The 24354-nt window shown below is 60.5% G+C and carries 24 protein-coding genes; 11 read left to right on the forward strand and 13 right to left on the reverse strand.

All coding sequences use genetic code 11. The features are described from left to right. Positions 1-34: 34 nt before the first annotated feature. From N5D61_RS23700 to N5D61_RS23720, 5 genes are all read right to left on the reverse strand, one after another. The gene (locus N5D61_RS23700) at positions 35-811 is read right to left on the reverse strand and encodes an N-acetylmuramoyl-L-alanine amidase (protein ID WP_279894384.1); all 777 of its coding nucleotides are present in this window, start codon (positions 809-811) and stop codon (positions 35-37) included. A 124-nt stretch (positions 812-935) separates the two neighbouring features. After that, positions 936-3101: a diguanylate cyclase gene (locus N5D61_RS23705; protein WP_279894385.1), complete on the reverse strand. Its 2166-nt coding sequence runs from the start codon at positions 3099-3101 to the stop codon at positions 936-938. Next, a complete protein-coding gene (locus N5D61_RS23710) occupies positions 3098-3976 on the reverse strand; it encodes an endonuclease/exonuclease/phosphatase family protein (protein ID WP_108236400.1) in 879 nt (292 codons plus the stop codon). The genes N5D61_RS23705 and N5D61_RS23710 overlap by 4 nt, the downstream gene beginning before the upstream one ends. A gap of 10 nt (positions 3977-3986) precedes the next feature. Next, on the reverse strand, positions 3987-4628 hold the full coding sequence (locus N5D61_RS23715) for a thiol:disulfide interchange protein DsbA/DsbL (protein WP_279894387.1): 642 nt from the start codon (positions 4626-4628) through the stop codon (positions 3987-3989). A gap of 202 nt (positions 4629-4830) precedes the next feature. Beyond that, entirely contained in the window at positions 4831-5448 is a 618-nt protein-coding gene (locus N5D61_RS23720; RefSeq protein WP_108236398.1) for a c-type cytochrome, read from the reverse strand. Between the two features lie 218 nt (positions 5449-5666). Between N5D61_RS23720 and yihA the strand changes: the two genes are divergently transcribed. Continuing rightward, the gene (yihA, locus tag N5D61_RS23725) at positions 5667-6302 is read left to right on the forward strand and encodes a ribosome biogenesis GTP-binding protein YihA/YsxC (protein WP_279894388.1); all 636 of its coding nucleotides are present in this window, start codon (positions 5667-5669) and stop codon (positions 6300-6302) included. Between the two features lie 251 nt (positions 6303-6553). On the opposite strand, the gene polA is transcribed toward yihA, so the two are convergent. Further along, positions 6554-9319, reverse strand: a complete 2766-nt coding sequence (gene polA, locus N5D61_RS23730) for a DNA polymerase I (protein ID WP_279894389.1) — start codon at positions 9317-9319, stop codon at positions 6554-6556. A gap of 72 nt (positions 9320-9391) precedes the next feature. On the opposite strand from polA, the gene N5D61_RS23735 reads away from it, so the two are divergent. Both N5D61_RS23735 and N5D61_RS23740 read left to right on the forward strand, forming a co-directional pair. Then, positions 9392-9682: a DUF2782 domain-containing protein gene (locus tag N5D61_RS23735; RefSeq protein WP_279894391.1), complete on the forward strand. Its 291-nt coding sequence runs from the start codon at positions 9392-9394 to the stop codon at positions 9680-9682. Positions 9683-9715: 33 nt separating this feature from the next. Further along, positions 9716-10666, forward strand: coding sequence for a homoserine kinase (locus N5D61_RS23740; protein ID WP_279894393.1), 951 nt, complete (start codon positions 9716-9718; stop codon positions 10664-10666). Between the two features lie 101 nt (positions 10667-10767). Here N5D61_RS23740 and N5D61_RS23745 read toward each other — a convergent pair whose 3' ends face one another. Continuing rightward, positions 10768-11694, reverse strand: coding sequence for a zinc ABC transporter substrate-binding protein ZnuA (locus N5D61_RS23745; RefSeq protein ID WP_108236393.1), 927 nt, complete (start codon positions 11692-11694; stop codon positions 10768-10770). Between the two features lie 57 nt (positions 11695-11751). On the opposite strand from N5D61_RS23745, the gene N5D61_RS23750 reads away from it, so the two are divergent. From N5D61_RS23750 to N5D61_RS23765, 4 genes are all read left to right on the forward strand, one after another. Next, on the forward strand, positions 11752-12234 hold the full coding sequence (locus N5D61_RS23750) for a Fur family transcriptional regulator (protein WP_108236392.1): 483 nt from the start codon (positions 11752-11754) through the stop codon (positions 12232-12234). After that, the gene (gene znuC, locus N5D61_RS23755) at positions 12234-13046 is read left to right on the forward strand and encodes a zinc ABC transporter ATP-binding protein ZnuC (protein ID WP_279894395.1); all 813 of its coding nucleotides are present in this window, start codon (positions 12234-12236) and stop codon (positions 13044-13046) included. The genes N5D61_RS23750 and znuC overlap by 1 nt, the downstream gene beginning before the upstream one ends. Beyond that, positions 13039-13821 (forward strand): zinc ABC transporter permease subunit ZnuB, encoded by a 783-nt coding sequence (gene znuB / locus N5D61_RS23760; RefSeq protein ID WP_279894396.1) that lies wholly within the window; start codon positions 13039-13041, stop codon positions 13819-13821. The genes znuC and znuB overlap by 8 nt, the downstream gene beginning before the upstream one ends. Before the next feature lie 158 nt (positions 13822-13979). Then, positions 13980-14693 (forward strand): PA5502 family lipoprotein, encoded by a 714-nt coding sequence (locus N5D61_RS23765; protein WP_279894398.1) that lies wholly within the window; start codon positions 13980-13982, stop codon positions 14691-14693. 161 nt (positions 14694-14854) lie between these two features. Here the strand turns inward: N5D61_RS23765 and katE are convergent, their stop codons facing one another. Further along, on the reverse strand, positions 14855-17014 hold the full coding sequence (katE, locus tag N5D61_RS23770) for a catalase HPII (RefSeq protein WP_108236389.1): 2160 nt from the start codon (positions 17012-17014) through the stop codon (positions 14855-14857). Between the two features lie 400 nt (positions 17015-17414). Between katE and N5D61_RS23775 the strand changes: the two genes are divergently transcribed. From N5D61_RS23775 to N5D61_RS23785, 3 genes are all read left to right on the forward strand, one after another. Beyond that, positions 17415-18422 carry a methionine ABC transporter ATP-binding protein gene (locus tag N5D61_RS23775; protein WP_279894399.1) on the forward strand — a complete coding sequence of 336 codons (1008 nt, stop codon included), beginning with the start codon at positions 17415-17417 and terminating at the stop codon, positions 18420-18422. Then, positions 18422-19096: a methionine ABC transporter permease gene (locus N5D61_RS23780; RefSeq protein WP_108236387.1), complete on the forward strand. Its 675-nt coding sequence runs from the start codon at positions 18422-18424 to the stop codon at positions 19094-19096. The genes N5D61_RS23775 and N5D61_RS23780 overlap by 1 nt, the downstream gene beginning before the upstream one ends. A gap of 65 nt (positions 19097-19161) precedes the next feature. Next, the gene (locus N5D61_RS23785; protein ID WP_279894400.1) at positions 19162-19935 is read left to right on the forward strand and encodes a MetQ/NlpA family ABC transporter substrate-binding protein; all 774 of its coding nucleotides are present in this window, start codon (positions 19162-19164) and stop codon (positions 19933-19935) included. Positions 19936-19989: 54 nt separating this feature from the next. Here N5D61_RS23785 and N5D61_RS23790 read toward each other — a convergent pair whose 3' ends face one another. From N5D61_RS23790 to N5D61_RS23805, 4 genes are all read right to left on the reverse strand, one after another. Next, positions 19990-20622, reverse strand: coding sequence for an SCO family protein (locus tag N5D61_RS23790; RefSeq protein ID WP_279894402.1), 633 nt, complete (start codon positions 20620-20622; stop codon positions 19990-19992). A 166-nt stretch (positions 20623-20788) separates the two neighbouring features. Continuing rightward, positions 20789-21847 carry a COX15/CtaA family protein gene (locus N5D61_RS23795; protein WP_279894403.1) on the reverse strand — a complete coding sequence of 353 codons (1059 nt, stop codon included), beginning with the start codon at positions 21845-21847 and terminating at the stop codon, positions 20789-20791. An 11-nt stretch (positions 21848-21858) separates the two neighbouring features. Continuing rightward, the gene (locus tag N5D61_RS23800) at positions 21859-22452 is read right to left on the reverse strand and encodes a hypothetical protein (protein WP_108236383.1); all 594 of its coding nucleotides are present in this window, start codon (positions 22450-22452) and stop codon (positions 21859-21861) included. Next, positions 22418-23191 (reverse strand): SURF1 family protein, encoded by a 774-nt coding sequence (locus N5D61_RS23805; RefSeq protein WP_279894404.1) that lies wholly within the window; start codon positions 23189-23191, stop codon positions 22418-22420. Before N5D61_RS23805 ends, N5D61_RS23800 begins: the two co-directional genes overlap by 35 nt. Positions 23192-23262: 71 nt before the next feature. On the opposite strand from N5D61_RS23805, the gene N5D61_RS23810 reads away from it, so the two are divergent. After that, entirely contained in the window at positions 23263-23466 is a 204-nt protein-coding gene (locus N5D61_RS23810; protein ID WP_279894405.1) for a twin transmembrane helix small protein, read from the forward strand. A gap of 1 nt (position 23467) precedes the next feature. Here N5D61_RS23810 and N5D61_RS23815 read toward each other — a convergent pair whose 3' ends face one another. Next, the gene (locus N5D61_RS23815) at positions 23468-24352 is read right to left on the reverse strand and encodes a cytochrome c oxidase subunit 3 (protein ID WP_108236380.1); all 885 of its coding nucleotides are present in this window, start codon (positions 24350-24352) and stop codon (positions 23468-23470) included. Positions 24353-24354 lie beyond the last annotated feature (2 nt).

Raw genomic sequence — 24354 nt, forward strand, 5'->3', positions numbered from 1 at the left:
AAATAGCCCGCCGAATACCGATGCCACGGGAAATTTAATGCCTGAGGTTCAATACCTGAAGAATAGCCGCACTTTGGGTATCGGGCTCGCCATCGAACTTCTGCGGGCGATAATGCATCTGGAACGCCGCCAGAACATGGCGCGTCGCGATGTCCCACTCACCCGTCTGGGGAGTTGAATAGCCCGCTGACGCCAACTGCTGCTGGAACCAGGTCGCACTCGGAAGTACACCCATCATCTGAGCTTGCTGCCGGGCAACGAGTTGCTCATCCGGCCAGACGCCCAGGCCTTCTTGGGCGAGGCGCTTCCAAGGAAACAGCGGACCGGGGTCGAGCTTGCGCAGCGGGGCGATGTCGCTGTGACCGATCACATGGCGCGGTTCGATTTTGTTCCGTTTGACGATGTCTTTGAGCAGCGCGATCAGCGCCTTGATCTGCGCTTCGCTGTAGGGATACCACAGTCGACCGGTGGGCGTGTCTCTGTAGCCCGGATTGACGATCTCGATGCCGATACTGCTGGAGTTCAGCCAGGTTCGACCTTCCCACTCGCTTTCACCCGCATGCCAGGCTCGCTGATTTTCATCGACCAGCTTGTACACCGTGGCAGGACCGTCGCCGATCAGATAATGGGCACTGACCTCCCCATGGGTCAGCAGCGCCAACGAGCGTTCCAGCGACGCAGAGGTGTAATGCACCACGACGAATTGCGCGCGACTGTCGAAATTGACGGAAGGGTGGCTGGTGTCGAGCTTCGGCCCGCTGGAACAGGCAGCAAGCAGCAAGGCCATGCAAAGGGTGCAGAAAGACTTCATAAAAAGGCAGATCGCTGAGGCGAATAATGCAACAGTGTAACGTAATGCCGGCGCAACACCCAAAAAGTGCACAACCCCACAAGGGGCGCACAGGCAAACGGGTCCAGCTGCGCAGCGCGCGTCGTCAACCCTGCTCGATGCGATTCCGACCCAGATCCTTGGCACGGTACAGCGCCTGGTCCGCCCGCTTGAGCACGGCGTCGCTGCGCTCACCGGGACGGAAAGGAGTGACCCCCATCGAGACCGTGATGGTGACCGGTTCGCCCTTGAAATGAAACGGACACCGTTCGACGGTCTGACGCAGGCGCTCCAGCAGGGCAAGCCCATCGGCCATCGAGGTGTGGGGCAACAGCAGGACAAACTCCTCTCCACCGAACCGCGCGATGAAGTCCGCCCCCCGCAGCTTCTTCTTCAACTCGGTGGCGACAATTTTCAGCACCCTGTCGCCTGCCAGATGACCATAGCCATCGTTGATCCGCTTGAAGTGATCGAGGTCAAGAATTCCCAGCAGCAGGCTTGAGTCTCTGGGCTGCTGCGCGACCGCCTGCTCCAGCCGCTCGTTCCAGGCTGCGCGATTAGGCAATGCCGTCAGCGTGTCGATCAGCGCCTTTTGTCGCTGCTCCTCGAGGTGGGCCCGAAAACCCAGTGCCTCTTGCTCCATGGTGGCGACCCGACTGGCCAGCGACTGGAGACGCGAGGCGACCTCTTGTTCGCGCTGATCGCGCTGCCGTTGATGCTCGTCCATGGTGCCGAGCAGGCCTTCCAGCCGACGCTCGAGGATGGTCTTCAGGCTGTCGAGATCGGCGGCTTCTTGAACGCTGGTTTGCAGATCCCCGACATGCTCGCGCAGTTGCTCGTTCAGCTCCTGTGACGCGGTCTGCTGGCCGGCATGGTCTGCACTGGCAGCCTGCAGATTGGCCTGAAAGGATTCCAGCCGCTCGTTGAGTTGCTTCAGATAACGCTCGAACTCATGCTGACCGCTGTCGGTGATGGCCAGCATCAGCACGGCGAGATCATCGAGAATCGGCAGCAATTCATACCAATTCAAGCCATGCTGCAATCGGATACGCATGGCCTCGGCTTGTGGACGGTGATGTTCTGGCAGCGTCAGGTCGTCGAGCAGGCCAAGGAGCGTCTGCTCGATGTGCGCGGCGACCGAACTGTAACTGGGCTCGGGAGAAGAGGGCAGCGCATAGGGGCCTTCTTCGTCAGTTTCAGTGGTCGTGCCCTCGTCAGGCTCATCTTCGCGCCGGACGACGTCTTCGTCGCTTTGCCCGTCCTGACCCGCCGCTGAGGAGGGCGTCTGCTCGCCGTTCGCCGTTGCCGGCTCATCGCCTTCGGGAGCAGGCTCGACGCTGGGCGCCGCCAGGGCGTCATCGGACTCGGCGCCCATGAGAGAGGCGGGCACCTGGTCGGCCTGCGCAACGGGGGGCTCCCCCTGTTCAACGGAGCTGAGGGCGAGGGTGGGAGAGGGTTCTTTGACCTCTGTAATGACAGGCTCGGCGTCGACGGGCGATACGACGTGAGCTTCTGGTAAGGCTCCGCCCTCCGCCCCATCGGACTGGGCGGCCGCGACAGACACTTCGACGGGGGCCTCTTCGACGCGGTCCTGCCTGGTGGCGGAGCCTGTCTGATCATCGAGTTGCGGTGCCGAGTCTTGAACATCGATCGGTTGAACGTCGATTGGGTGAGCGGCTCCAGCAGAGGCAGGTGCAGCGACGAGGGGGGCCGCAGGCGGCTCAGACGACAAGCCAGGCTCGGGCTCTTCCCGCCCGCGGAACAAGCGCTCGAAGAAGCCAGGCCGCCCGACCGCCTCGGGATGCTCGATTTCGGCCAGCGCCTTGCCTTGTAATCCGCTCAGTTCACTCAACAACAGGGGGATTTCACGCGCCTGACTGACGCGGTCTTCAACGTTCTTGGCGAAACGCTTGAGCGGTTTGGCCACTTCGCGAGGTAACGGCAACGCTTGGAGTTGCGTCACCAGCGACGTCAGCGCGGTGCCCATCTGCTCGATCCGTTGCTCCCGGCGCTGCTCTGAATCGAGCACGGCTTTCTCCAGACGAGGAATCAACGCCGCCAGGCCAGCGTCCATATCGTCCTTGCGCACGATCTCGCGCATTTCCTTCATGCACTGATCGACGGCCTTGTCGGCACCCTCAGCGGCCAGGCTGCTGCGCACCAAACCACGTCGCAACAGGTCCAACCGGGCATTCCAGCGCTTTTCGAGCTTGTCTTGCTGCTCGATGCTTTTGAGGTATTTCTCTTTCCAGCGTTGGGCTTCGTCGCTCATTCCGAGGGTCCGCGGGGAGATGTGCTTGTTATCGGCAGGGAATCGCCAATCAATGAGGCAGGCAAGCGAATCTCCACCGCAACCGGCAGATGATCGGAAATGGGCTGAGCCAGCACCTGCACTTTTTCCAGTGTCAGGGAGGGGCTGAGGAGGATATGGTCCAGGCAGCGCTGAGGGCGCCAACTCGGAAAAGTGGCTTCGATCTGGGGTGCTAACAGGCCCAAGTCGCGCAGCGGTGAAGTTTCAAGCAAATCGGCGGCATGGGTGTTCATGTCGCCCATCAAGACCTGATGCTTGTAGCCTGCGATGAGCTCACGGATGTAGGCGAGTTGGCGCGTTCGCGTCCGCGCGCCCAATGCCAGGTGCATGACGACGACAATCAACGCGTCTTCGCCTTCGCCGAAACGGACGAGAATCGCACCGCGCCCCGAAGGGCCGGGCAAGGGGTGATCCTCGATATCCCACGGCCGCAGGCGGCTCAGCACGCCATTGCTGTGCTGGGCAAAGCGTCCGAGGTTGCGATTGAGCTGCTGGTGCCAGTAAGGAAACGACCCGAGCTGGGCCAGATGTTCGACTTGATTGACGTAGCCGGAGCGAAGGCTGCCACCGTCGACTTCCTGCAAGGCGACCAAGTCATAGTCGCCGAGAAGATCACCGATTTTCTGCAAATTCCCCGCGCGGCCGTTGTGCGGGAACACGTGTTGCCAGCCGCGCGTCAGGTAGTGCCGGTAGCGCTCGGTACTGATGCCCACCTGAATGTTGAAGCTGAGCAAACGCAGCCTGCCATCGGCGGGCAGGCCGGTTTGCTTCAGATGGCGCTCGTTGACCTTCGGTGTGTGCCGGGCAACGGTGCGTTCGGAACCCCAGCGCATGATGCGGCAGCGCTTACTTGCTGGTCAGCGTGGTGCGTTCTTTGGCGATCAGTTGATCCGCCACTTCCAGCGTCTGCTCAGGACCACCGGCACTGCCCAGGTCGAAACGGTATTTGCCGTTGACGATCATGGTTGGAACGCCAGTGATCTCGTACTTCTTGGCCAATTCCTTGTATTGGGCAACCTTGCCCTTCACAGCGAACGAATTGTAGGTCTCGAGAAACTTGGTCTTGTCCACGCCTTGGGTAGCAACGAAATCGGCCATGTCGTTAGGATCGGTCAAGCGTTTGCCACCTTTCTGGATGGCGTCGAAGACGGCGCTGTGCACTTTCTTTTCCACGCCCATGGTGTCGAGCGTGATGAACAGTTGGCCATGGGCATCCCATGGGCCGCCGAACATGGCAGGGATGCGGATGAAATGGACGTCGGCCGGGAGCTTTTCAATCCATGGGTTGATGGTGGGCTCGAAGGCATAGCAGTGAGGGCAGCCATACCAGAACATCTCGACGACTTCGATCTTGCCGGGTTCGGAAACAGGAACGGCGCTGCTCAACTGGACATATTGCTTGCCAGCTTCGATCGGCTCCGCCGCTTGAGCGGTCAGACCGAACAGACTGGTGATCACCAGAGCGGCGCTGAGAATCAGATTACGCATGCTTAACTCCTGGGCATGAAAAGTCACCTCGACGGCCGCGTTTTGACCGGGGGAGGTGATACGAGTTCGCAAGTGTAACGCCTGAGAGGTCAAAAAAGAGCAGCCATTTACGACCCTTTTTCGCCCGGTTGAGAAGGAAATGTATTTCGTTGTTTCCGACTGTCGGCTTCCGATAAACAGGGCCTCGCACCTTAATCCAGACTTAATGAAGGCCCTGTATGTAGGCGGCCAACGCGTCGATATCCTTGTTGCTCAGCTTCGACGCAATGGTGCGCATGACCATGGTGTCGCCATCGTTGGTGCGCTCACCTTCCCGAAAGGCCGTCAGTTGCTTTTTCACGTAGTCGGCATGCTGGCCGCTCAGGTGAGGAAAGCCGGCGGCAGCATTCCCAGCACCATTCGGTGAATGACAACCCGTGCAAGCGGGCATGCCTTGATCGATCTTTCCGCCGCGAAACAATGCTTCGCCTCTGGCGACCAGGTTGGGGTCCGCCGCTCCGACGCTGCCTCGCTGGCTGGCGAAATACGCTGCGATGTCTGCAAGATCCTGATCGCTAAGGTTGTTGAGCAAGCCGGTCATCTCCAGCACCACACGCTTGCCGTCCTTGATCTCGTGCAGTTGCTTGAGCAGATAGCGCTGGCCTTGCCCGGCCAGTTTCGGGAAGTTGGGGGCCATGCTGTTGCCGTCCGCGCCATGGCAGGCACCGCACACGGCGGTTTTCGCCTGACCGGCCACCACGTCGCCCACAGCAATGTCAGCAGCCTGTGCGGTCAGGGAAACGCCCCACGTCAACAGCAGACTCACCAGTAATTTGTTCATCGGCTCATCCGTGCGGCCGGGGTGAGCGATGAATAGCAGGGCTACTCATTCCCCCAGCGTTTGTTATAGGTCTAATGGTAGCCCCACTTGCGCGAACGTCACCCCGCCGGGGGGGGACAACGCACACACAAAATGCCTGGCGCTATATACTTGCGGCCATCAATCGGCATCGACACTCGTGGCAGCGCCTCTGCCGCTACGCCCTCACCGGATATCCCATGCAACTCAAGAACCCGATCCTCGGCTTGTGCCAACAGGCCAAGTTCCAGCTCAGCGCCGCCAAAGTCGAACAATGCCCGGATGACGAAGGGTACGAAGTCGCTTTCGCCGGACGCTCGAACGCTGGCAAATCCAGCGCACTGAACACCCTGACCCACGCCAGCCTGGCGCGCACCTCGAAAACACCCGGTCGCACCCAACTGCTGAACTTTTTCCGCCTGGACGACGAGCGTCGTCTGGTCGACTTGCCGGGTTACGGTTACGCGAAGGTGCCGATCCCGCTCAAACAGCATTGGCAACGGCACCTGGAAGCCTACCTGGGCAGCCGGGAGAGTTTGAAAGGGTTGATTTTGATGATGGACATCCGCCATCCGATGACCGACTTCGACACGCTCATGCTCGACTGGGCCATTGCCAGCGGGATGCCGATGCATATTCTGCTGACCAAAGCTGACAAGCTGACCTTCGGCGCGGCGAAGAACACGCTGCTCAAGGTGCAGTCGCAAATTCGAAAAGGGTGGGGCGACGCGGTGACCATCCAGTTGTTCTCCGCGCCCAAGCGCCAGGGCTTGGAAGAGGCGTACACCGTGCTGGCCCACTGGATGGAACTGGAAGACAAGGCGCCTGCGGCCTGAATTGCAGGCAAAAAAAACCCCGGACTTCATATGGGGAGGGGAAGTTCGGGGTCCAAGTCCAGGCCTTCAGGGAAGGGCCCGGATATCTGCCAACACTTAACACAACATAGGAGCATGAATGGCTGCGTCAGCCATTCCCGAACTCTGACCGGGGTTTGTCCGCCGAAGTTCAAAAACGGCGGAAATTTAATGTTGGCAGCTTCGCGGGGCCCGCGGTTCACGGGCTGGCCGCCATCAATCAGGATTGACAGTTAATGGGCTTCATCCCAGTTGCTGCCGACCCCCACTTCCACCAGCAGCGGCACATCCAGCTTGGCCGCACCGCTCATGTGCACACGGATCTCCTGACTGATCGCCTCGACCAGATCTTCTCGCACCTCCAACACCAACTCGTCGTGCACCTGCAGAATGACGCGTGCATCCAGGCCTGAACGGTCGAGCCAACCGTTCACGGCAACCATCGCGCGCTTGATGATGTCGGCCGCCGTGCCTTGCATCGGCGCGTTGATCGCCATGCGTTCGGCGCCTTTGCGCAGGGCCTGATTCTTGGCGTTGATGTCGGGCAAGTACAGGCGGCGACCGAAAATGGTTTCCACGAAGCCTTGCTCGGCCGCCTGGGTGCGGGTGCGTTCCATGTAGTCGAGCACGCCTGGGTAGCGGGCGAAGTAACGGTCGACGTAGGCCTGGGACTGCTTGCGATCCACCCCGATCTGTTTGGCCAGCCCGAACGCGCTCATGCCGTAGATCAGACCGAAGTTGATGGCCTTGGCGCTGCGCCGCATGTCACCGGTGACGTTCTCCAGCTCGACGCCAAAGACTTCCGCCGCCGTCGCGCGGTGGACGTCCAGGTCGTGGCGGAAAGCGTGAAGCAGCCCTTCGTCCTTGGCCAGATGCGCCATGATCCGCAGTTCGATTTGCGAATAGTCCGCCGCCAGCAGCTTGTAGCCCTGGGGTGCGACGAACGCCTGGCGAATCCGGCGTCCTTCGGCGGTACGAATCGGAATGTTCTGCAAGTTAGGGTCACTGGAGGACAAACGCCCTGTGACCGCCACCGCTTGATGGTATGAGGTGTGGATGCGGCCGGTGCGAGGATTGATCTGCTCGGGCAGGCGGTCGGTGTAAGTGCTTTTCAGCTTGCTCATCGAGCGATACTGCATGAGCACTTTCGGCAGCGGGAATTCCTGCTCGGCCAGTTCGGCCAGCACCGCTTCGGCAGTGGAGGGCTGCCCAGTGGCCGTTTTGCTGATGATTGGCATCCCGAGCTTTTCGTAAAGAATCACGCCCAACTGCTTTGGCGAACCGAGGTTGAACTCTTCGCCCGCGATGGCGAAGGCCTCGCGCTCCAGTTCGATCATCTTGTTGCCCAGTTCGACGCTTTGGGTCCCCAGCAGTTTGGCATCCACTAAAGCGCCCTGACGCTCGATGCGCGCCAGCACCGGCATCAGCGGCATCTCGATTTCATCGAGGACAGGCGCCAACGATGGGGTGCGAGCCAGTTTTTCCTGCAAGGTTTCATGCAGACGCAGGGTCAGGTCCACTTCCTCAGCCGCATAGATGCCCGCTTGCTCCAGGGCTATCTGGTCGAAGCTCAACTGCTTGGCACCCTTGCCCGCAATGTCCTGAAAATTGACGGGCGTGTGGTCCAGGTATTTCGCTACCAGACTGTCGCGGTCGTGCCGGGTGGCGGTGGAATCGAGCACATAGGACTCAAGCATGGTGTCGAACTTGACCCCTTGGACACTGATGCCCTGATTCGGGTCGCCATCGATCGCGCAGTTGGCCAACAGATTGATGGCGAACTTCGCGTGCTGACCGACCTTCACCTTGCTGGGGTCTTCCAGCATGGGTTTGACAGCCTTGAGCACTGCGTCACGGTCCAGTTGCTGAGGCACCCCCATGTAGGCGTGGGTCAGGGGGATGTAACACGCTTCGTGGGTTTTGATTGCGAAGGAGAGCCCTACGATCTGTGCGCGTTGAGCATCGGTACCGTTGCTTTGCACGACGAAGGCGAACAACTTGGCCGCGTCGAGCTTTTTCAGCCAGGCGTCGAACTGCGTCTGCTCAAGCACCAGTTCATATTGGGCCTCAATGACGGGAGCAGGCTCCTGTGCGGGTGCGATTGGCGCACCTTCCTGCTTCGCTTCGCGTTGCAGGTCATTGATCCAGCTCTTGAACTCGAGTTCGGTGTAGAGCGCCAGAAGGGCTTCACGGTCGGGCTCGCCGCAGTGAAGGGCGTCCAGCTCGATGTCCAGGGGCACGTCGACCTTGATGGTTGCCAGCTGATACGACAGGAATGCCATTTCCTTGTGCTCTTCGAGTTTCGCGGGCAGCGATTTGGCGCCGCGAATCGGCAGGGAAGGGACCCTGTCGAGGTTTTCGTAGAGCGCTTTGAGACCGCCGCCGATCCCGACCAACAGGCCGGCGGCAGTCTTCTCACCCACTCCTGGCACGCCGGGAATGTTGTCGACCTTGTCCCCCATCAGCGCGAGGTAGTCGATGATGTACTCGGGGCCGACACCAAACTTTTCGACGACACCTGCGACGTCCAGAACGCTGCCGGTCATGGTGTTCACCAGCGTGATGTGACCATCGACCAGTTGCGCCATGTCCTTGTCGCCCGTCGAGATGATCACCGGGCGGTCCGCCGCCGCACTGCTACGCGCCAGGGTGCCGATCACGTCGTCGGCCTCGACGCCGTCCACACACAACAACGGGTACCCCAGCCCTCTCACGCAGTTGTGCAGGTAGTCGATCTGTACCCGCATGTCGTCGGGCATGCTCGGGCGATTAGCCTTGTATTCAGCGAACATCTCGTCGCGGAACGTGCCGCCCTTGGCGTCGAAAACCACAGCGAACGGGCTGTCCGGGTACTGTTTTCGCAGACTTTTGAGCATGTTCAGCACGCCCTTGACCGCGCCGGTCGGCAGACCTTTTGACGTGGTGAGTGGCGGCAGCGCGTGGAACGCGCGGTACAGGTAAGAAGAACCGTCCACCAGGACGAGGGGCGCGAGACTCATGCAGGATCAACCTTTTCGGCGGGGTCGGCGCTAGAATGCGAAGACCGTTGACGACAAAGGAGCAAGGTTATCATGCGTACGCCAAATCGCTTGTTACTGGTCGCTCTGTTGCTGGCTTTCCCTCTCTTTGCACACGCGGCGGAGGATCAAGCTCCTACGGCTGAGCCTGATGTGACCATTCGCAAGGACGGCGATACCTTCGTTCAGGAGTACAAAGCCAACGGCTTCGTTTATGCGGTAAAAGTCACGCCAAAACACGGCAAGCCGTACTATCTCGTGCGCGCCGATGGCACAAGCGGTCAATTCATCCGTTCGGACCCACCGGACATGCTGATTCCCCAATGGGTATTATTCAGCTGGTAGGCCTCACATTCACTTTTTGCTGGCAGTGTTCATATGTCCGTTTTTACTCCCCTGGCTCGGCCTGAGCTGGAAACCTTTCTCGCCCCGTACGGGCTCGGCCACCTGCGCGATTTCCAGGGCATTGCAGCCGGAAGTGAAAACACCAACTACTTCATCAGCATGGAACAAGGCGAATTCGTCCTGACCCTGGTCGAGCGCGGCCCCGTACAGGAGATGCCCTTTTTCATCGAGTTGCTCGACGTCCTGCACGAGGCGGACCTACCTGTCCCTTATGCGCTGCGGACCACCGACGGCCAGGCGCTGCGCCAGCTCAAGGGCAAACCGGCCTTGCTGCAGCCACGCCTGTCCGGCAAGCATCCGTCCGAGCCGAACACTCAGCACTGCGCGCAGATTGGCGAACTGCTTGCCCACATGCATTTGGCCACGCGCGACAACCCCATCGAGCGCCGTACGGATCGGGGTCTGGAGTGGATGCTGCAGGAAGGTGGCAACTTTGTCTCTCACCTCGGGGAAACGGAGGCAGCGCTGCTGAAGGCCTCGGTGGAGGAAATCGCCCGCCAGCAGGCAAAGATCATGGCGCTGCCCCGTGCCAACGTCCACGCGGACCTGTTCCGCGACAACACGCTGTTCGAAGGCACGCATCTGACCGGGGTGATCGATTTCTACAATGCCTGCTCCGCACCGATGCTCTACGACGTGGCGATCGCCGTAAACGACTGGTGCTCATTCGAGGATGGCAGCATCGATGCGCCCCGCGCACGGGCACTGTTGGGGGCTTACGCCGCCTTGCGCTCCTTCACGGCAGCAGAAGCCGACTTGTGGCCAACCATGCTGCGAGTCGGTTGCGTCAGGTTCTGGTTGTCGCGACTGATCGCCGCGGAGAGCTTCGCGGGCCAGGACGTGCTGATTCACGACCCTGGGGAGTTTCGCATACGTCTGGAGCAACGCCAGGAAACGCACATTCCCCTGCCATTCGCCCTGTAAACGGCCATCTTGATGGCGACGTCCGCGTCAGGAGGACGGTGAGTGAGGCAGCTCACTCCCCGTGCAACCGATGAGCGGCACACGGCTTAGAGCGACCGCGGTCATAGGTTTTCCAGGCATCCCGCCAAGTCGTCTGCCAGTCGGGTCAGCAATTGCTCGTACCCTTGCGCAGTGGCGGGGGTGTAACCACCCAGCGCGTCCAATTCAGCCAGCTTCACCGGCAAACCCGCACTGAGGGTATCCGCCAGCTTCGGTCGCAGCGGGGGCTCGCTGAACACGCAGGTCTTGCCGTATTCAGCCAACCGCTCGCGCATCGCGGCCACGTGCTGCGCTCCAGGTTGCACATCATGGCTCACGGCGAACACACCGGCATGCTGGATGCCGTAGGCCTCCTCGAAGTAATCGAACGCCTCGTGGAACACAAAATACTGTTTGCCTGCAATACCCGCCACGCGCTGCTTGATCTTGGCATCCAGCGCGTCCAATCGCGCATCGAAAGCGTTGAGATTGCTTTGGTAACGGGCAGCGTTGGCAGGGTCGATGTTGCCAAGGTCCGCCGCCATTCTGGCCGCGATCACTCGGGCGTTGACCGTCGATAGCCACAGGTGCGCATCAATGCTGCCGGGGCGGTGGTCATGATCGTGTTCATCGTCATCGTCGTGGTGCGAGCTGCTGGCGGTGAACGTGCGCAAGTGCATCCCCGGCAACGACTGCACGGCAACCGACGTCTTGCTGCGGTTGGTCAGTACCCGCGGCAGAAACGTCTCCATGTCCGGGCCGATCCAGTACAGCAGATCGACATCCTGGACACGCCGTACGTCGGAAGGACGCAATGCATAATTGTGCGGCGACGCGCCCGGTGGAAGAAGCACCTCGGGCACGGCGACACCGTCCTGCACGGCAGCTGCGATCAGCTGCAGCGGCTTGATACTGGTCAATACGCGGACATCGGCCTGGGCGGGGGAAAGGATGGAAAAACCGGTGATGAATACGACAAAAAGTAAAAAAAGTCGGGACACGATGACCACTCACAGGGGCAGGAACGGGTAACATAATAACGTCTCTATCAGAAGCCGTCGCCGCCCATGTCTAAAACACCCTTGGCCAGTCGCCCTCACGATCACTCTCATTGCGTGCACAGCGCCCTCGCTGAAGCCGATGCACTGTGCGCCGGAAAAGGCCTGCGTCTGACGGCCTTGCGGCGGCGCGTCCTCGAACTGGTCTGGCAGAGCCACAAGCCACTGGGTGCGTACGACATACTCGCTGTGCTGAGTGAAGAGGATGGCCGTCGGGCTGCACCGCCCACCGTCTATCGTGCGCTGGATTTCCTGCTGGAGCACGGCCTGGTGCATCGCATTGCCTCGCTCAACGCGTTCGCCGGCTGTAACCATCCCACTCACGCGCATCAGGGCCAGTTTTTGATCTGCCGCGAATGCCATGCAGCCATCGAGTTGCAGCATGGCGCCATCAGTGCGGCCATCATCAATGCCGCCAACGAAGTCGGCTTCGCCGTGGAAACTCAGACCGTCGAAGTCGTGGGCGTGTGCGCGGGCTGCAAGGCCGCCTGATGAGCGACGCATTGATTCGCTTGAAAGGCGTGAGTGTCACCCGCACCGGCCAAAACGTGCTGGACAACATTCAGTTGAGTGTCAGGCCTGGCGAGATCGTGACCCTCATCGGCCCCAACGGCGCCGGCAAGACCACACTCGTCAAAGCGGTGCTGGGCCTGCTGAAACCGGACGCGGGCGACGTCTGGCGCAAGCCCCGGTTGCGCGTGGGCTACATGCCGCAAAAACTGCACGTGGACGCCACGCTGCCCCTTTCTGTCCTGCGGTTCCTGCGTCTCGTACCGGGAGTCGACAGGGCCATGGCCCTGGCCGCACTGGCCGAGGTCGGAGCCGAAAGGGTCATCGACAGCCCGCTCCAGGGTATTTCGGGGGGCGAGATGCAACGCGTGCTGCTGGCCCGGGCGCTGTTGCGCAAACCGGAACTGCTGGTGCTCGACGAGCCGGTCCAAGGGGTAGACGTAGCCGGGCAGGCGGAGCTCTACGCCTTGATCACTCAACTGCGCGACCGCCACCAATGCGGCGTGCTGATGGTGTCCCATGATTTGCACTTGGTGATGAGCACCACTGACCAAGTGGTGTGCCTGAATCGCCATGTCTGCTGTTCGGGACATCCCGAGCAGGTCAGCAACGATCCAGCATTCGTCGAGCTGTTCGGCCAGAACGCGCCCAGCCTGGCGATCTATCACCACCATCACGATCACGCCCATGACCTGCATGGAGAGGTGTGCCAGGCCACTCCAGCCCATGAACACGGCGCGTCGCATGGCCACACTCACGATCATGACCATGGGGACAACTGCAAGCATGGCTGATTTTCTACTCTATGCCTTGCTCGCAGGCCTCTCTCTGGCCGTCGTTGCCGGCCCATTGGGTTCGTTCGTGGTCTGGCGGCGCATGGCCTATTTCGGCGACACCCTGTCCCATGCCGCCCTGTTGGGGGTAGCGCTGGGGTTCCTGCTGGACATCAGCCCGGCCATCGCTGTCACGGTCGGCTGCTTGCTGCTCGCGATTCTTCTGGTCACGCTTCAACAACGCCAACCCTTGGCCTCCGACACGCTGTTGGGCATCCTGGCGCCCAGCACGTTGTCCCTGGGGCTGGTGGTGCTGAGTTTCATGCGGGAAGTTCGCATCGACTTGATGGGGTATCTGTTTGGCGATCTGCTGGCGATCAGCCCTCTCGATCTGGGGTGGATTCTCGGCGGCAGCGCGGCAGTTCTGGTGCTGATCTGTGCGCTTTGGCGTCCGCTGCTGGCGATCACAGTGCATGAGGAATTGGCAATGGTCGAAGGTCTGCCAGTGGCGGCCTTGCGCATGACCCTGATGTTGTTGATTGCCGTGGTGATCGCCGTGGCGATGAAGATCGTTGGCGTTCTGCTGATTACATCGCTGCTGATCATCCCAGCGGCTGCGGCACAACGTCACGCTCGCTCACCCGAACAGATGGCTCTGGGGGCCAGCGTGCTCGGCATCGTCGCCGTGTGCGGCGGGCTGGCGCTGTCATGGTTCAAGGACACCCCTGCGGGCCCGTCCATCGTGGTCTGCGCTGCGGCATTGTTTCTGCTCAGTTTCGTTTTGCCCAAGCGGTAGAACCTTGCCTTGGAACGAGAGTCATACTCGGCAATCATTGAATGGCGGCAATGTGCAATGATGCGATACCGCGCCGCGGTGCGTGATCGGTTGTTTTCGGTGCAAGCCACTTTATGTGTAGACTTGCTCGTTTTTTGCGCAAATAGAGAATCGCTGGAATGAAGCCGTTCCCATCCCGTTATCTGCTGCTTGCTGCATTATCCGTCCTGTTGGGCGCCTGCCAGAGCAAACCTGTCGAAACCCCCGCTCAAGTGTCGGCGCCTGATGCGTACCAGCAGTTGGACCAGAACATTGCCAGTAGCGAGCTGGCCACCGCTGAAGACCAGCTCGCTGCGTTGCAAGCCAAAGACCCTGACGACCCGCGTGTGGAGCAGTACCAGCGCAAACTGGCCGAGGCCTATCTGACTCGCAGCCAGATCGTCCTGCAGAAAGGCGACGTCAATGCCGCTGCCACGGCGCTGAGCCGTGCCCGTGCACTGATGCCCAAGGCACCCGCGCTGACGAGCGGTGTCAACGGGGCCATCGCCAATGCGCGCAAGGCCGAACTGGAAAAGGCTGAGGCTGAATTGCGGGCAGCGGAAGCCAAACGCACCGCGAAGATCATCGACCCCACCACTGAAAGCACTGCCGTTACGCTGAAAATCACGGATTCCAGGCAATTGCGTCGGCAGTTGAATGACATCGCTGCAGATGTTGTGGCGTTCAATTGCGAGGTGATGGTGCAAGTGCCGCGCACCGATGACTATCCATGGTTGGCCACCTTGCTCAGCAAGCGTGTTGCCAAGATCAATCCCGATTTCGAGCTGCAGATTCAGCGGGAGATCGAAAAAGCGCAACCTGCACAGATCATCCTCAAACCCGCAAAGCTCTGAACACCGCCTGCTTCGAACGCAAAAGGCGCTGCCCTCACAGGCAGCGCCTTTTTTCGTTTACGGGTGAGTTTGTCGTCGCAAGCACCCAATTGGTCGATGGCCCTTTGACGACGCCATTGACCAACCGGCGAGGGGCAGTGAACTGCCCCCCAGTCAAGGCATCAAGCCGGAATGGCTTTGGCCTTGGGCTCACGCGCCCACACACGGTGCTGCCGGATGGCCTCGAAGAACGCCTTGAACGACTGAGTGTCCGACACCGCCAGCAGGCCAGCATCTTCTTCAAGACGCAGCAGGTCGATCAGCTCTTTCGCCTCGCCTGCGTAGGAAATGGCCTTCAAGTGCTTGTAGGCCTCGAGAACATAATGCAGCGCGACGCCATTACCGCTCAGCGCCTTGATGGACGCCGCCCCCCCTGGAATGAACACCGCATCGAAGGCGATCGACGGCAGGCCCTCGAGGGAGGCGTCCACTGCCAGCGTTTTCCCGCCTGCCGTTTTGACAGGCGCCGACGTCGGGCCCAACACCTTGGCGTGGGCCGCTTCCGCCTCTAGCGCGGCCTTCATCGCAGCCACTGCTTTGTCGTCTACCCCGTCCGCCACCACGATTGCCACTTTGCGCGACGCGATGTCGGGAGCCAGCAGATTCGCCTGACTCAACAGGGGCGACTTGTCCACGGTGGGCTTGCCGGTTTTTTGCGCTTTGACGGTTGGGCCGGTTGGCGCAGGCAACCCAAGGTTTTCCGCAACCCGAGAAGCCAGGGTCATGTCGATGTTCGCCAGGATTTCGTTCACTTGTCGGGCACGAATGTACTCGCGCTCGACCTTGCCCAGTTCGAAACTGTATGCGGCGATGATGTGTTCCTTCTCGTGCTCACTCATGCTGTTGAAGAACAGCGTGGCCTGGGAGAAGTGATCGGCGAAGGACGGGCTGCGTTCGCGGACCTTATGCGCCTCGATGCGCTCCTGATAGCTCTCGAAACCGCCGTCTTCGGGCGCGGCCGGTGTCTCCTTCGGCCAGCCACCATCAATGGAATTGGGCTCATAGGACGCACGGCCCTTGTCGATGGTCATCCGATGCTGAGCATCGCGCTGGCCGTTGTGGTTGGCCGCAACCGGACGGTTGATCGGAATCTCATGGAAGTTCGGCCCGCCCAAGCGGCTGATTTGCGTGTCGGTGTAGGAGAACAAGCGCCCCTGCAACAGCGGATCGTTGGAGAAATCGATACCGGGCACAATATGGCCGGGGCAAAACGCAACTTGCTCGGTTTCGGCGAAATAATTGTCGGGGTTGCGGTTGAGTACCATTTTGCCCAAAGGCGTCACCGGGACCATTTCCTCAGGAATGATCTTGGTCGGGTCGAGCAAGTCGAAGTCGAACTTGTGTTCGTCTTCTTCGGCGACGATCTGCACACCCAATTCCCATTCAGGGTAGTCACCCGACTCGATGGACTCCCACAAATCGCGGCGATGGTAATCGGTGTCCTTGCCAGCGAGCTTCTGCGCCTCATCCCACAGCAACGAGCAGGTCCCGTATTTGGGCTTCCAGTGGAATTTGACGAATGACGATTTACCTTCCGTGTTGATCAGCCGGAAAGTGTGGATACCGAAGCCTTGCATGGTACGCAGGCTTTTCGGGATCGCCCGGTCGGACATCGCCCAGATCACCATGTGCGCTGATTCGGGCACCAGCGAAACGAAGTCCCAAAAAGTATCGTGAGCCGAGCCCCCAGTGGGGATCTCGTTGTGAGGCTCGGGTTTTACCGCGTGTACGAAGTCGGGGAACTTGATCGCGTCCTGAATGAAGAACACCGGCATGTTGTTGCCCACCAAGTCGAAGTTGCCTTCATCGGTGTAGAACTTCACGGCGAAACCCCGCACATCACGCACGGTGTCGCCTGATCCACGCGGCCCTTGCACTGTGGAGAAGCGAACGAACACAGGGGTTTTCTTGCCCGGGTCGCGCAAAAATTGCGCCTTGCTCAATGCGCTGTGGTTTTCATAACTCTGAAAATAGCCGTGGGCCGCGGTGCCGCGGGCGTGCACGATGCGCTCCGGGATGCGCTCATGGTCAAAGTGCGTGATTTTTTCACGCATGATGAAATCTTCGAGCAGAGACGGTCCGCGGTTGCCCGCCTTCAGGGTGTTTTGGTTGTCGGAGACTTTTACCCCCTGGTTGGTGCGCAGGGCTTGGCCGGTCGCGTCGGAGCGAAACGGCTCGAGGCTGTCGAGCTTGGTGTTGGTATTGCCCCGATCAAGGGTGTCAGTCCCTGCCAGTTCGCTCTTCGGGGTGCTGCTTACAGGTGCGGGTTTCTTCGTGGCCATCAGTCAAAGACTCCTCGGTTCAGGCAGCTCTTTTCTCGTTCTTCCGCAGGGAAAGGTCGGTGCGAGCTTGATAAGCAGGACTGCCCTGATAGAAACAGGGCAAATCCCGGTGCTTAGCTAATGACTGAGGAGAAAAAGGGCCGTTCCTTTTATTTTCAACCTTTGGTCTAACGTTGAGTCACAGGTATGACGCTTCCCGTTATGACCGTTCGGCAGGTGATCTGCCAAATAAATGCTAAGAACGCTGGGCCTAAACCCGGCCCGGCAGGCTAAAATGCGCGCCCGGTTTATCCAGCCAAGGCGACAGACGGCCAAAAATGGCATCGCCACGCAGCTCGCAGGTGCATCGCACCTCTTTTCGCGAGCTGAACTACCAACGCGCCCCCACAAGGTTCGCTACGTGATCGAGTTTCAAGACGTCCATAAAACCTATCGGGTCGCCGACAGGGAAATTCCAGCGCTGCACCCCACGAGTCTGCAGATTGAAAACGGCCAGGTGTTCGGTCTGATCGGCCACTCGGGTGCAGGTAAAAGCACCATGCTGCGTCTGATCAACCGCCTGGAAGCCCCGAGCGGCGGCAAGATCATCGTCGATGGCGTGGATGTCACCGCGCTGGACGCCAACGGCCTGCGCGGCTTCCGTCAACAAGTCGGGATGATCTTCCAGCACTTCAATCTGCTGTCGTCCAAAACCGTGGCCGACAACGTCGCCATGCCGCTGACACTGGCCGGGGACATGACCCGCAGCCAGATCGACCAGCGCGTTGCCGAGTTGCTGGCGCGCGTGGGCCTGTCTGACCACGCGAAAAAGTACCCGGCGCAACTGTCCGGCGGCCAGAAGCAGCGCGTCGGCATCGCTCGCGCACTGGCGACCAAACCGAAAATCCTGCTGTGCGACGAGGCCACCAGCGCTCTCGACCCACAGACCACGGCATCGGTGCTGCAATTGCTGGCCGAGATCAATCGCGAGCTGAAGTTGACCATCGTGTTGATCACCCATGAGATGGACGTGATTCGTCGCGTCTGTGACCAAGTGGCCGTGATGGACGCGGGGGTGATCGTCGAGCAGGGGGCCGTGGCCGATGTGTTTTTGCATCCCGAACACCCGACCACCCGCCGCTTCGTGCAGGAAGACGAGCAGGTCGACGAAAATGAACAGAACTCGGACTTCGCTCATGTTCAGGGGCGCATCGTGCGTCTGACATTCCAAGGCGATGCGACTTACGCGCCACTGCTGGGCACCGTCGCCCGGGAAACCGGGGTGGACTACAGCATCCTGGCCGGACGAATCGACCGCATCAAGGACACTCCCTACGGGCAACTGACGCTGGCCATCACCGGCGGTGACATGGACGCCGCATTCGCGCGTTTCACTGCAGCGGACGTTCACATGGAGATCCTACGCTGATGGATACCCTCGCTACTCTGTTTTCCAACGTCGACTGGTATGAAATCTGGGTCGCTACCGGCGACACATTGATCATGCTCGGCATTTCCCTGGCGTTTACTGTGCTGCTGGGGCTTCCGTTGGGCGTGTTGATGTTCCTCACGTCGCCGCGCCAGTTGCTGGAAAACAAACCGGTTTACGCGACCATCGGCCTGATCGTGAATATGCTTCGGGCCCTGCCGTTCATCATTCTGCTGATCGTCATGATGCCGCTGACGGAAATCATCACCGGCACTTCATTGGGGATTCTCGGCACTTTGCCCCCGTTGATCGCGGGTGCCACGCCGTTCTTTGCCCGCTTGGTGGAAACCGCTCTGCGTGAAGTGGATCGCGGGATCATCGAAGCGATTCAGGCAATGGGGGCCACTACGCGCCAGATCATCGTCAAGGCGCTGCTGCCAGAAGCGCGTCCGGGCATCCTGGCCGCCGTCACCGTCACGGCCATCGCGCTGGTATCGTTCACTGCCATGGCCGGTGCGGTCGGGGCAGGCGGGCTTGGTGACCTGGCAATTCGCTACGGTTATCAGCGCTTCCAGAACGATGTGATGTTCGTGACGGTCGTACTGCTGCTGGTATTGGTGCAGATTCTGCAAACCGTGGGCGACAAGCTGGTCGCGCACTTTTCACATCGCTAAACGAATTGGGCCAGCCTTGAGCTGGCACATGCGCGCCAAGGGGCGCGCATTTCAAGGAGCAAGATATGAAGAAACTGTTGGCCGTTTTCGCAGCCGTCACCGCGCTGTCTGCCCACGCCGATGAAACGCTGACCGTCGCCGCCACCGCCGTGCCTCACGCCGAGATTCTCGAGTTCGTGAAACCGGCGCTGGCCAAAGAAGGTGTGACGCTGAACGTGAAGGTTTTCAATGACTACATTCAGCCGAACGTGCAGGTCGACCAGAAGCGCATGGACGCCAACTTCTTCCAGCACCAGCCTTATCTGGATGAATTCAACAAAGGCAAGGGCACACATCTGGTGAGCGTGGCCAAGGTACACGTCGAGCCCTTTGGCGCGTACTCCGACAAGATCAAGAACCTGACCGATCTCCCGGACGGTGCGACCGTGGCATTGCCCAACGATGCAACCAACGAAGGTCGTGCATTTCTGCTGCTGGTCAAAGCCGGCCTGATCACCCTCAAGGATCCGACCAGCATCACGGCCAAGCCGAGCGACGTGCAGCAGAACCCGAAAGCACTGAAATTCCGTGAACTGGAAGCGGCGACCCTGCCGCGGGTGCTGACCCAAGTGGACCTGGCCCTGATCAACACCAATTATGCGTTGGCGGCCAAACTCGACCCGACCAAGGATGCATTGGTCATCGAAGGCGCAGAATCGCCTTACGCCAATATTCTGGTCACCCGCGAGGACAACAAGGACGCCCCGGCAATCCAGAAACTGGTAGCCGCGCTGCACAGCCCGGAAACCAAACAGTTCATCGAGACCCAGTACAAAGGCGCCGTGGTCCCGGCGTTCTGATTCCTGTCAGATGATCGCGTCCACGCGTGTGGGCGCGCTTCATACCGGCCGCGGTCACTTCCTCTCCATCAGCCGCGGCAATTGCGCCACCAGCTTCTGGTTGTTTAACGGCGCGCGAATGAACCCCCGCTGCATCCCGTCCGGGCCTAGCACAGCGAGATTGCCGCTGTGGTCGACCGTGTAATTGGGCTGAGTGGTATCCGCCGGAATGAATGGGATGCTGACCGCATTGGCCAGTTTCTGGATGGCGTCCACAGGCGCCGTCATCCCCTGAAACTGTTTGTCGAAATAACCCAGGTAGGTCTTCAGCTGCTGTGGCGTATCGCGATTCGGGTCGACGCTGACCAGCACCACCCGCAGTTGGTCCACGGCCTCCTTGGGCAACTCGCGCTTGATTTGTCGCAACTGGGCAAGGGTGGTGGGACAGATGTCCGGGCAGAAGGTGTAGCCGAAAAACAGCAATGTCCATTTGCCTTTCAGCGAGTCCAGCGCGACGGACTGGCCGTCCTGATCAACCAGTTTCATATCTGGCAGGGAGCGGCTTTGAGGAAGCAGGATAATCCCAGCGTCGATCAGCGCCGCCTGATCGCCCGGCCCTTTGCCAGAAAGCACACGATTGACGGTCAGGCCGAGAATCAACGCCACAACGGCGACCAGGATAAAAACGGTTTTTTGGGTACGGGTCATAGTTCAGCAACAGGTGGTGGTCGAAAAGCAGCGCGATGACCTCTGCAAGTACTCGATCGAGTACGTGAAGGTGTCCGTGGCGACATGCACGCTTGCCACGGTACAACACACGTCTGCCACCCGAAAGCGAATCTTCGGGACAGGGACGAGGCCCTGAGCGGCACCTTCACCGATGCGGCCCGAGGTGCAGCAAAACATGGGCATGGTGCCAGACATTCGGCGCCTGCTTGCGGGCTGTGGCCCAAGCCGGCCGCAAGCGGTAATTGATGAACGTCAAGGTTGCCATCAACGCAGCGCCGCCCGCGGTGTGAGCCACCGCGAGGCCCGGCGGCAAATGAAAGGCGACAGTGCTGATGCCCAATGCCAGTTGAACCCCGAGCGTAAACATCAGCAGGCCCGCCAAGCCCCGTAGCCGGGCGCGATAAAGCCGCCACGCCAGCCAGGAAAGGGACACGGCGACCAGCAGCGCCCCGATGCGGTGGGTCAAATGAATGGCCGTGCGCGCTGTGCTGTCCAAATGGCCGCCGAGATAGTTGGGCCCGATGTGTTGCATCAGGTGGAAGCCATTGGCGAAGTCTGCTTCGGGCCACCACTGGCCCTGACAAGTGGGCAGGTCAGTGCAGGCCATGGCGGCGTAGTTGGCGCTGACCCAACCGCCCAGCGCGATCTGCGATGCGACCAGGATCAGGCCGACCGCTGCCAAGTGTCGCAACCCGGGATCAACTCGGCGTAACGGTGCGGCAAACCGCCCACTAAGGCGGGCGGTAAGCAGGCACAGCAGGCTGAGCGTCGTGATTCCACCCAACAGATGGGCTGTGACCACTTGCGGCCATAACTTGAGGGTCACCGTCCACATGCCAAACGCCGCCTGCGCAAAGACCACCCCTACCAGCAACAGCGGCAGACCGACCGGCTGGCCGATGTCCACCCGCCGATGCCAGCCTTGCGCGCCAAGGACCAGGATCATCAGCGCCAGGCCGCCCGCGAAATAGCGATGCAACATCTCGTTGCGACCCTTGTGCGCCTCGACCGGCGCGTTCGGGTAATGCAACTCGGCGTGCGCAAGCTGCGCTTCCGTGTAAGGTACGCTGATAAATCCGTAGCACCCCGGCCAGTCCGGGCAGCCGAGCCCGGCGTGGGTCAGTCGCGTGTAGGCACCGAGCAGCACGACCAGCAGTGCCAACAGCGTTGCGCACAAAGCCAGACGAAATCCGGGCCGGTTCATATGCCCTCCCTTCAGCCAATGTTCGACAGCTTCAGCAGTCGCCGCAGATCGTTGAGTAAATCCCTGCCATCGACCTCCGCGCCGTAGCGCAGCACGAGGTTGCCATGGGGATCGACGATCCACAGCTGCGGCAATTCGATACCGGGCGCCATGCGTCGATACCGTTTTAAGTCAAGGGCGTAGCGATGCAACTGCGGGTACTCGCGGGCCAGTGAAACGTCGTACTCAGCCACGAGCGGCTGTGCGACAGCCAACGCATGAGTGGCGCGGGATGCGTCTCGACCCAGACCGATCTGGACCTGCCGCGCCAGATAGACCAACTGTTGGCAATCGGCATCGCACTCATCAGGTGCGGTAACGAGCATTTGCCAGCGCTTCTCGTCGGACTGCACCCCTAGCTCGCTGCGGCTTTCGCCATTGCCGATCAACTCGCCGTGGTAGCTGCGCCCCTCCGGAACCCAGAACTGCAACCTGTACATGGCCGTGGCAAGCAGCATCGGCCCCAGTGCCACCAACAGGACCAGCATCAGTTGGAGGCGCCCGCGACGTCGGTTTTTCCGGTTGCGTGAGTCAGACGTACCGGCCGGACTCGTCATTGTTGCCATCGTGTCGTTCCTTCTTATTGTTCTTCCGCCCCTTCTTCAACCCGTCAGGCGCGCCGAAGCCCAAGTACAGATAAAGCCCCGCCAGCGCGAAGGCCATGGCGAACCATTGCACGGCATACCCCACATGCTTTTCCGGCCCCATGGCGACCACTGGCCAGTCGGTCCGATACGCGGCAGGGCCCGGTTCAAGGCGCAACTCATGGGCAAATCCGTCGCGCCTCAAGTCTTGCCAGAGGCTGGCAGGTTCAAGAGCGGTCACCAGTTTCGGCCATGACCCGCTCTGCGGATCGGAATGCAACTGGTACAGCGAGCCAGTGGTTACATACACCCACGCATTCAGCCTCAGCGTCTGTGTTGGCGTGTCGAAAGCAGGCAGCGTGCGGCGGTCCGGCCACGGTAGCCAGCCGCGGTTGATTGCCAACCACAACCCGCTCGACTCATCGTGGAACGCCTGAATCAGCTCGACACCCGCCTGCCCGTCGCGCGTGCTGTTATCGAGCAACAGGCTGTGTTCGCCGTCGAAACGACCCTGCACTTGAACCCGGCGATAAACAGAGTCGGCTGTATCTGGCAATTGCGCCGCCGACAGCACGGGGGCTGTGCGGCGCGCAGCGTAGACGGCCAGCATGACGCGTTTCTCCTCGCCACGTTTCAACTGCCAGCAGCCCAAGGACACCAGCACCGGCAGCAGCGCGATGACCGCCAGCGTGGGTGCGATGCCGGGCCGAAAGCGCTTCATCACGCCTCCCGGTCCGGCACGACTGCGCGGCCTATACTGCTGTGCATAGCGTCCCTCCTGGGAGTCATCCGATGCTCAAAGCGGCCATCGTTCTCATGCTGCTCGCGACGGTCGCCAGCCTGTTCAGCGGTCTGTTCTTCCTGGTGAGAGACGATTCGCCCTCCACCCGCCTGCTCAAGGCCCTCACCGTTCGGGTCATCTGCGCCAGCGTCACTCTGGCGCTGATCGCCTATGGCTACTTCAGCGGCGAACTGGTCTGGCACCCTCCCTGGTGACTCACAGCACATAGACGAAGACGAACAGGCCCACCCACACCACATCCACGAAATGCCAGTACCAACTCGCCGCTTCAAAGCCGAATTGGTGCTGGGCGTCGAAATGTCCCCGCACGATCCTCATCAGCATCACGAACAGAATGACCGTGCCTATGGTCACGTGAGCACCGTGGAAACCGGTCAGTATGAAGAACGTGGCACCATAGATGCCCGAGCCTAGGGTCAGACCCAGCTCTGTATAAGCCTCGTGGTATTCGAAGGCCTGCAGCGTGAGAAACGCGAGGCCCAAAAGGATCGTCAGCGCCAGCCAGCCTTTGAGCGCGCTCCGGTGCCCACGCTTCAACGCATGATGGGCAAGGGTCAGGGTGACGCTGGAACTGACCAGCAGAACGGTGTTGATGAGCGGTAGGTGCCAGGGATCGATAACCGCCTTTGGCGGGGGAAACAGGGTGGGGTCCGGGGTCTGCAGCAACGGCCAGGTGTTCTGGAACGTGGGCCAGAGCATATGGGCAACGGCCTTGGTGCCTTCTCCGCCCAAGGCGGGCAAGCTGATGTGACGGACGTAGAATAGTGCCCCGAAGAATGCGACGAAGAACATCACTTCCGAAAAGATGAACCATCCCATGCCCCAGCGAAACGAGCGATTCAGCTGAGCGCTGTACAGCCCAGCCCGGCCTTCCCGCACGACCGCCCCGAACCAGCCAAACATCATGTAGGCCATCATCAGTACGCCCACGCAGAAAATCAGGGCGCCATGGGTGTCGCGACCGGCTCTCAAGCCCACCAGCCAATTGCCCAGGCCGTAAAGGGTGACCAGCATGCCGACGGTGGCAATGATCGGCCATTTGCTCTGCGCCGGCACGTAGTAGTGTTCATGAGTGGCCATCT

This window comes from Pseudomonas sp. GD03842 (genome assembly GCF_029841165.1).
Lineage (GTDB): Bacteria > Pseudomonadota > Gammaproteobacteria > Pseudomonadales > Pseudomonadaceae > Aquipseudomonas.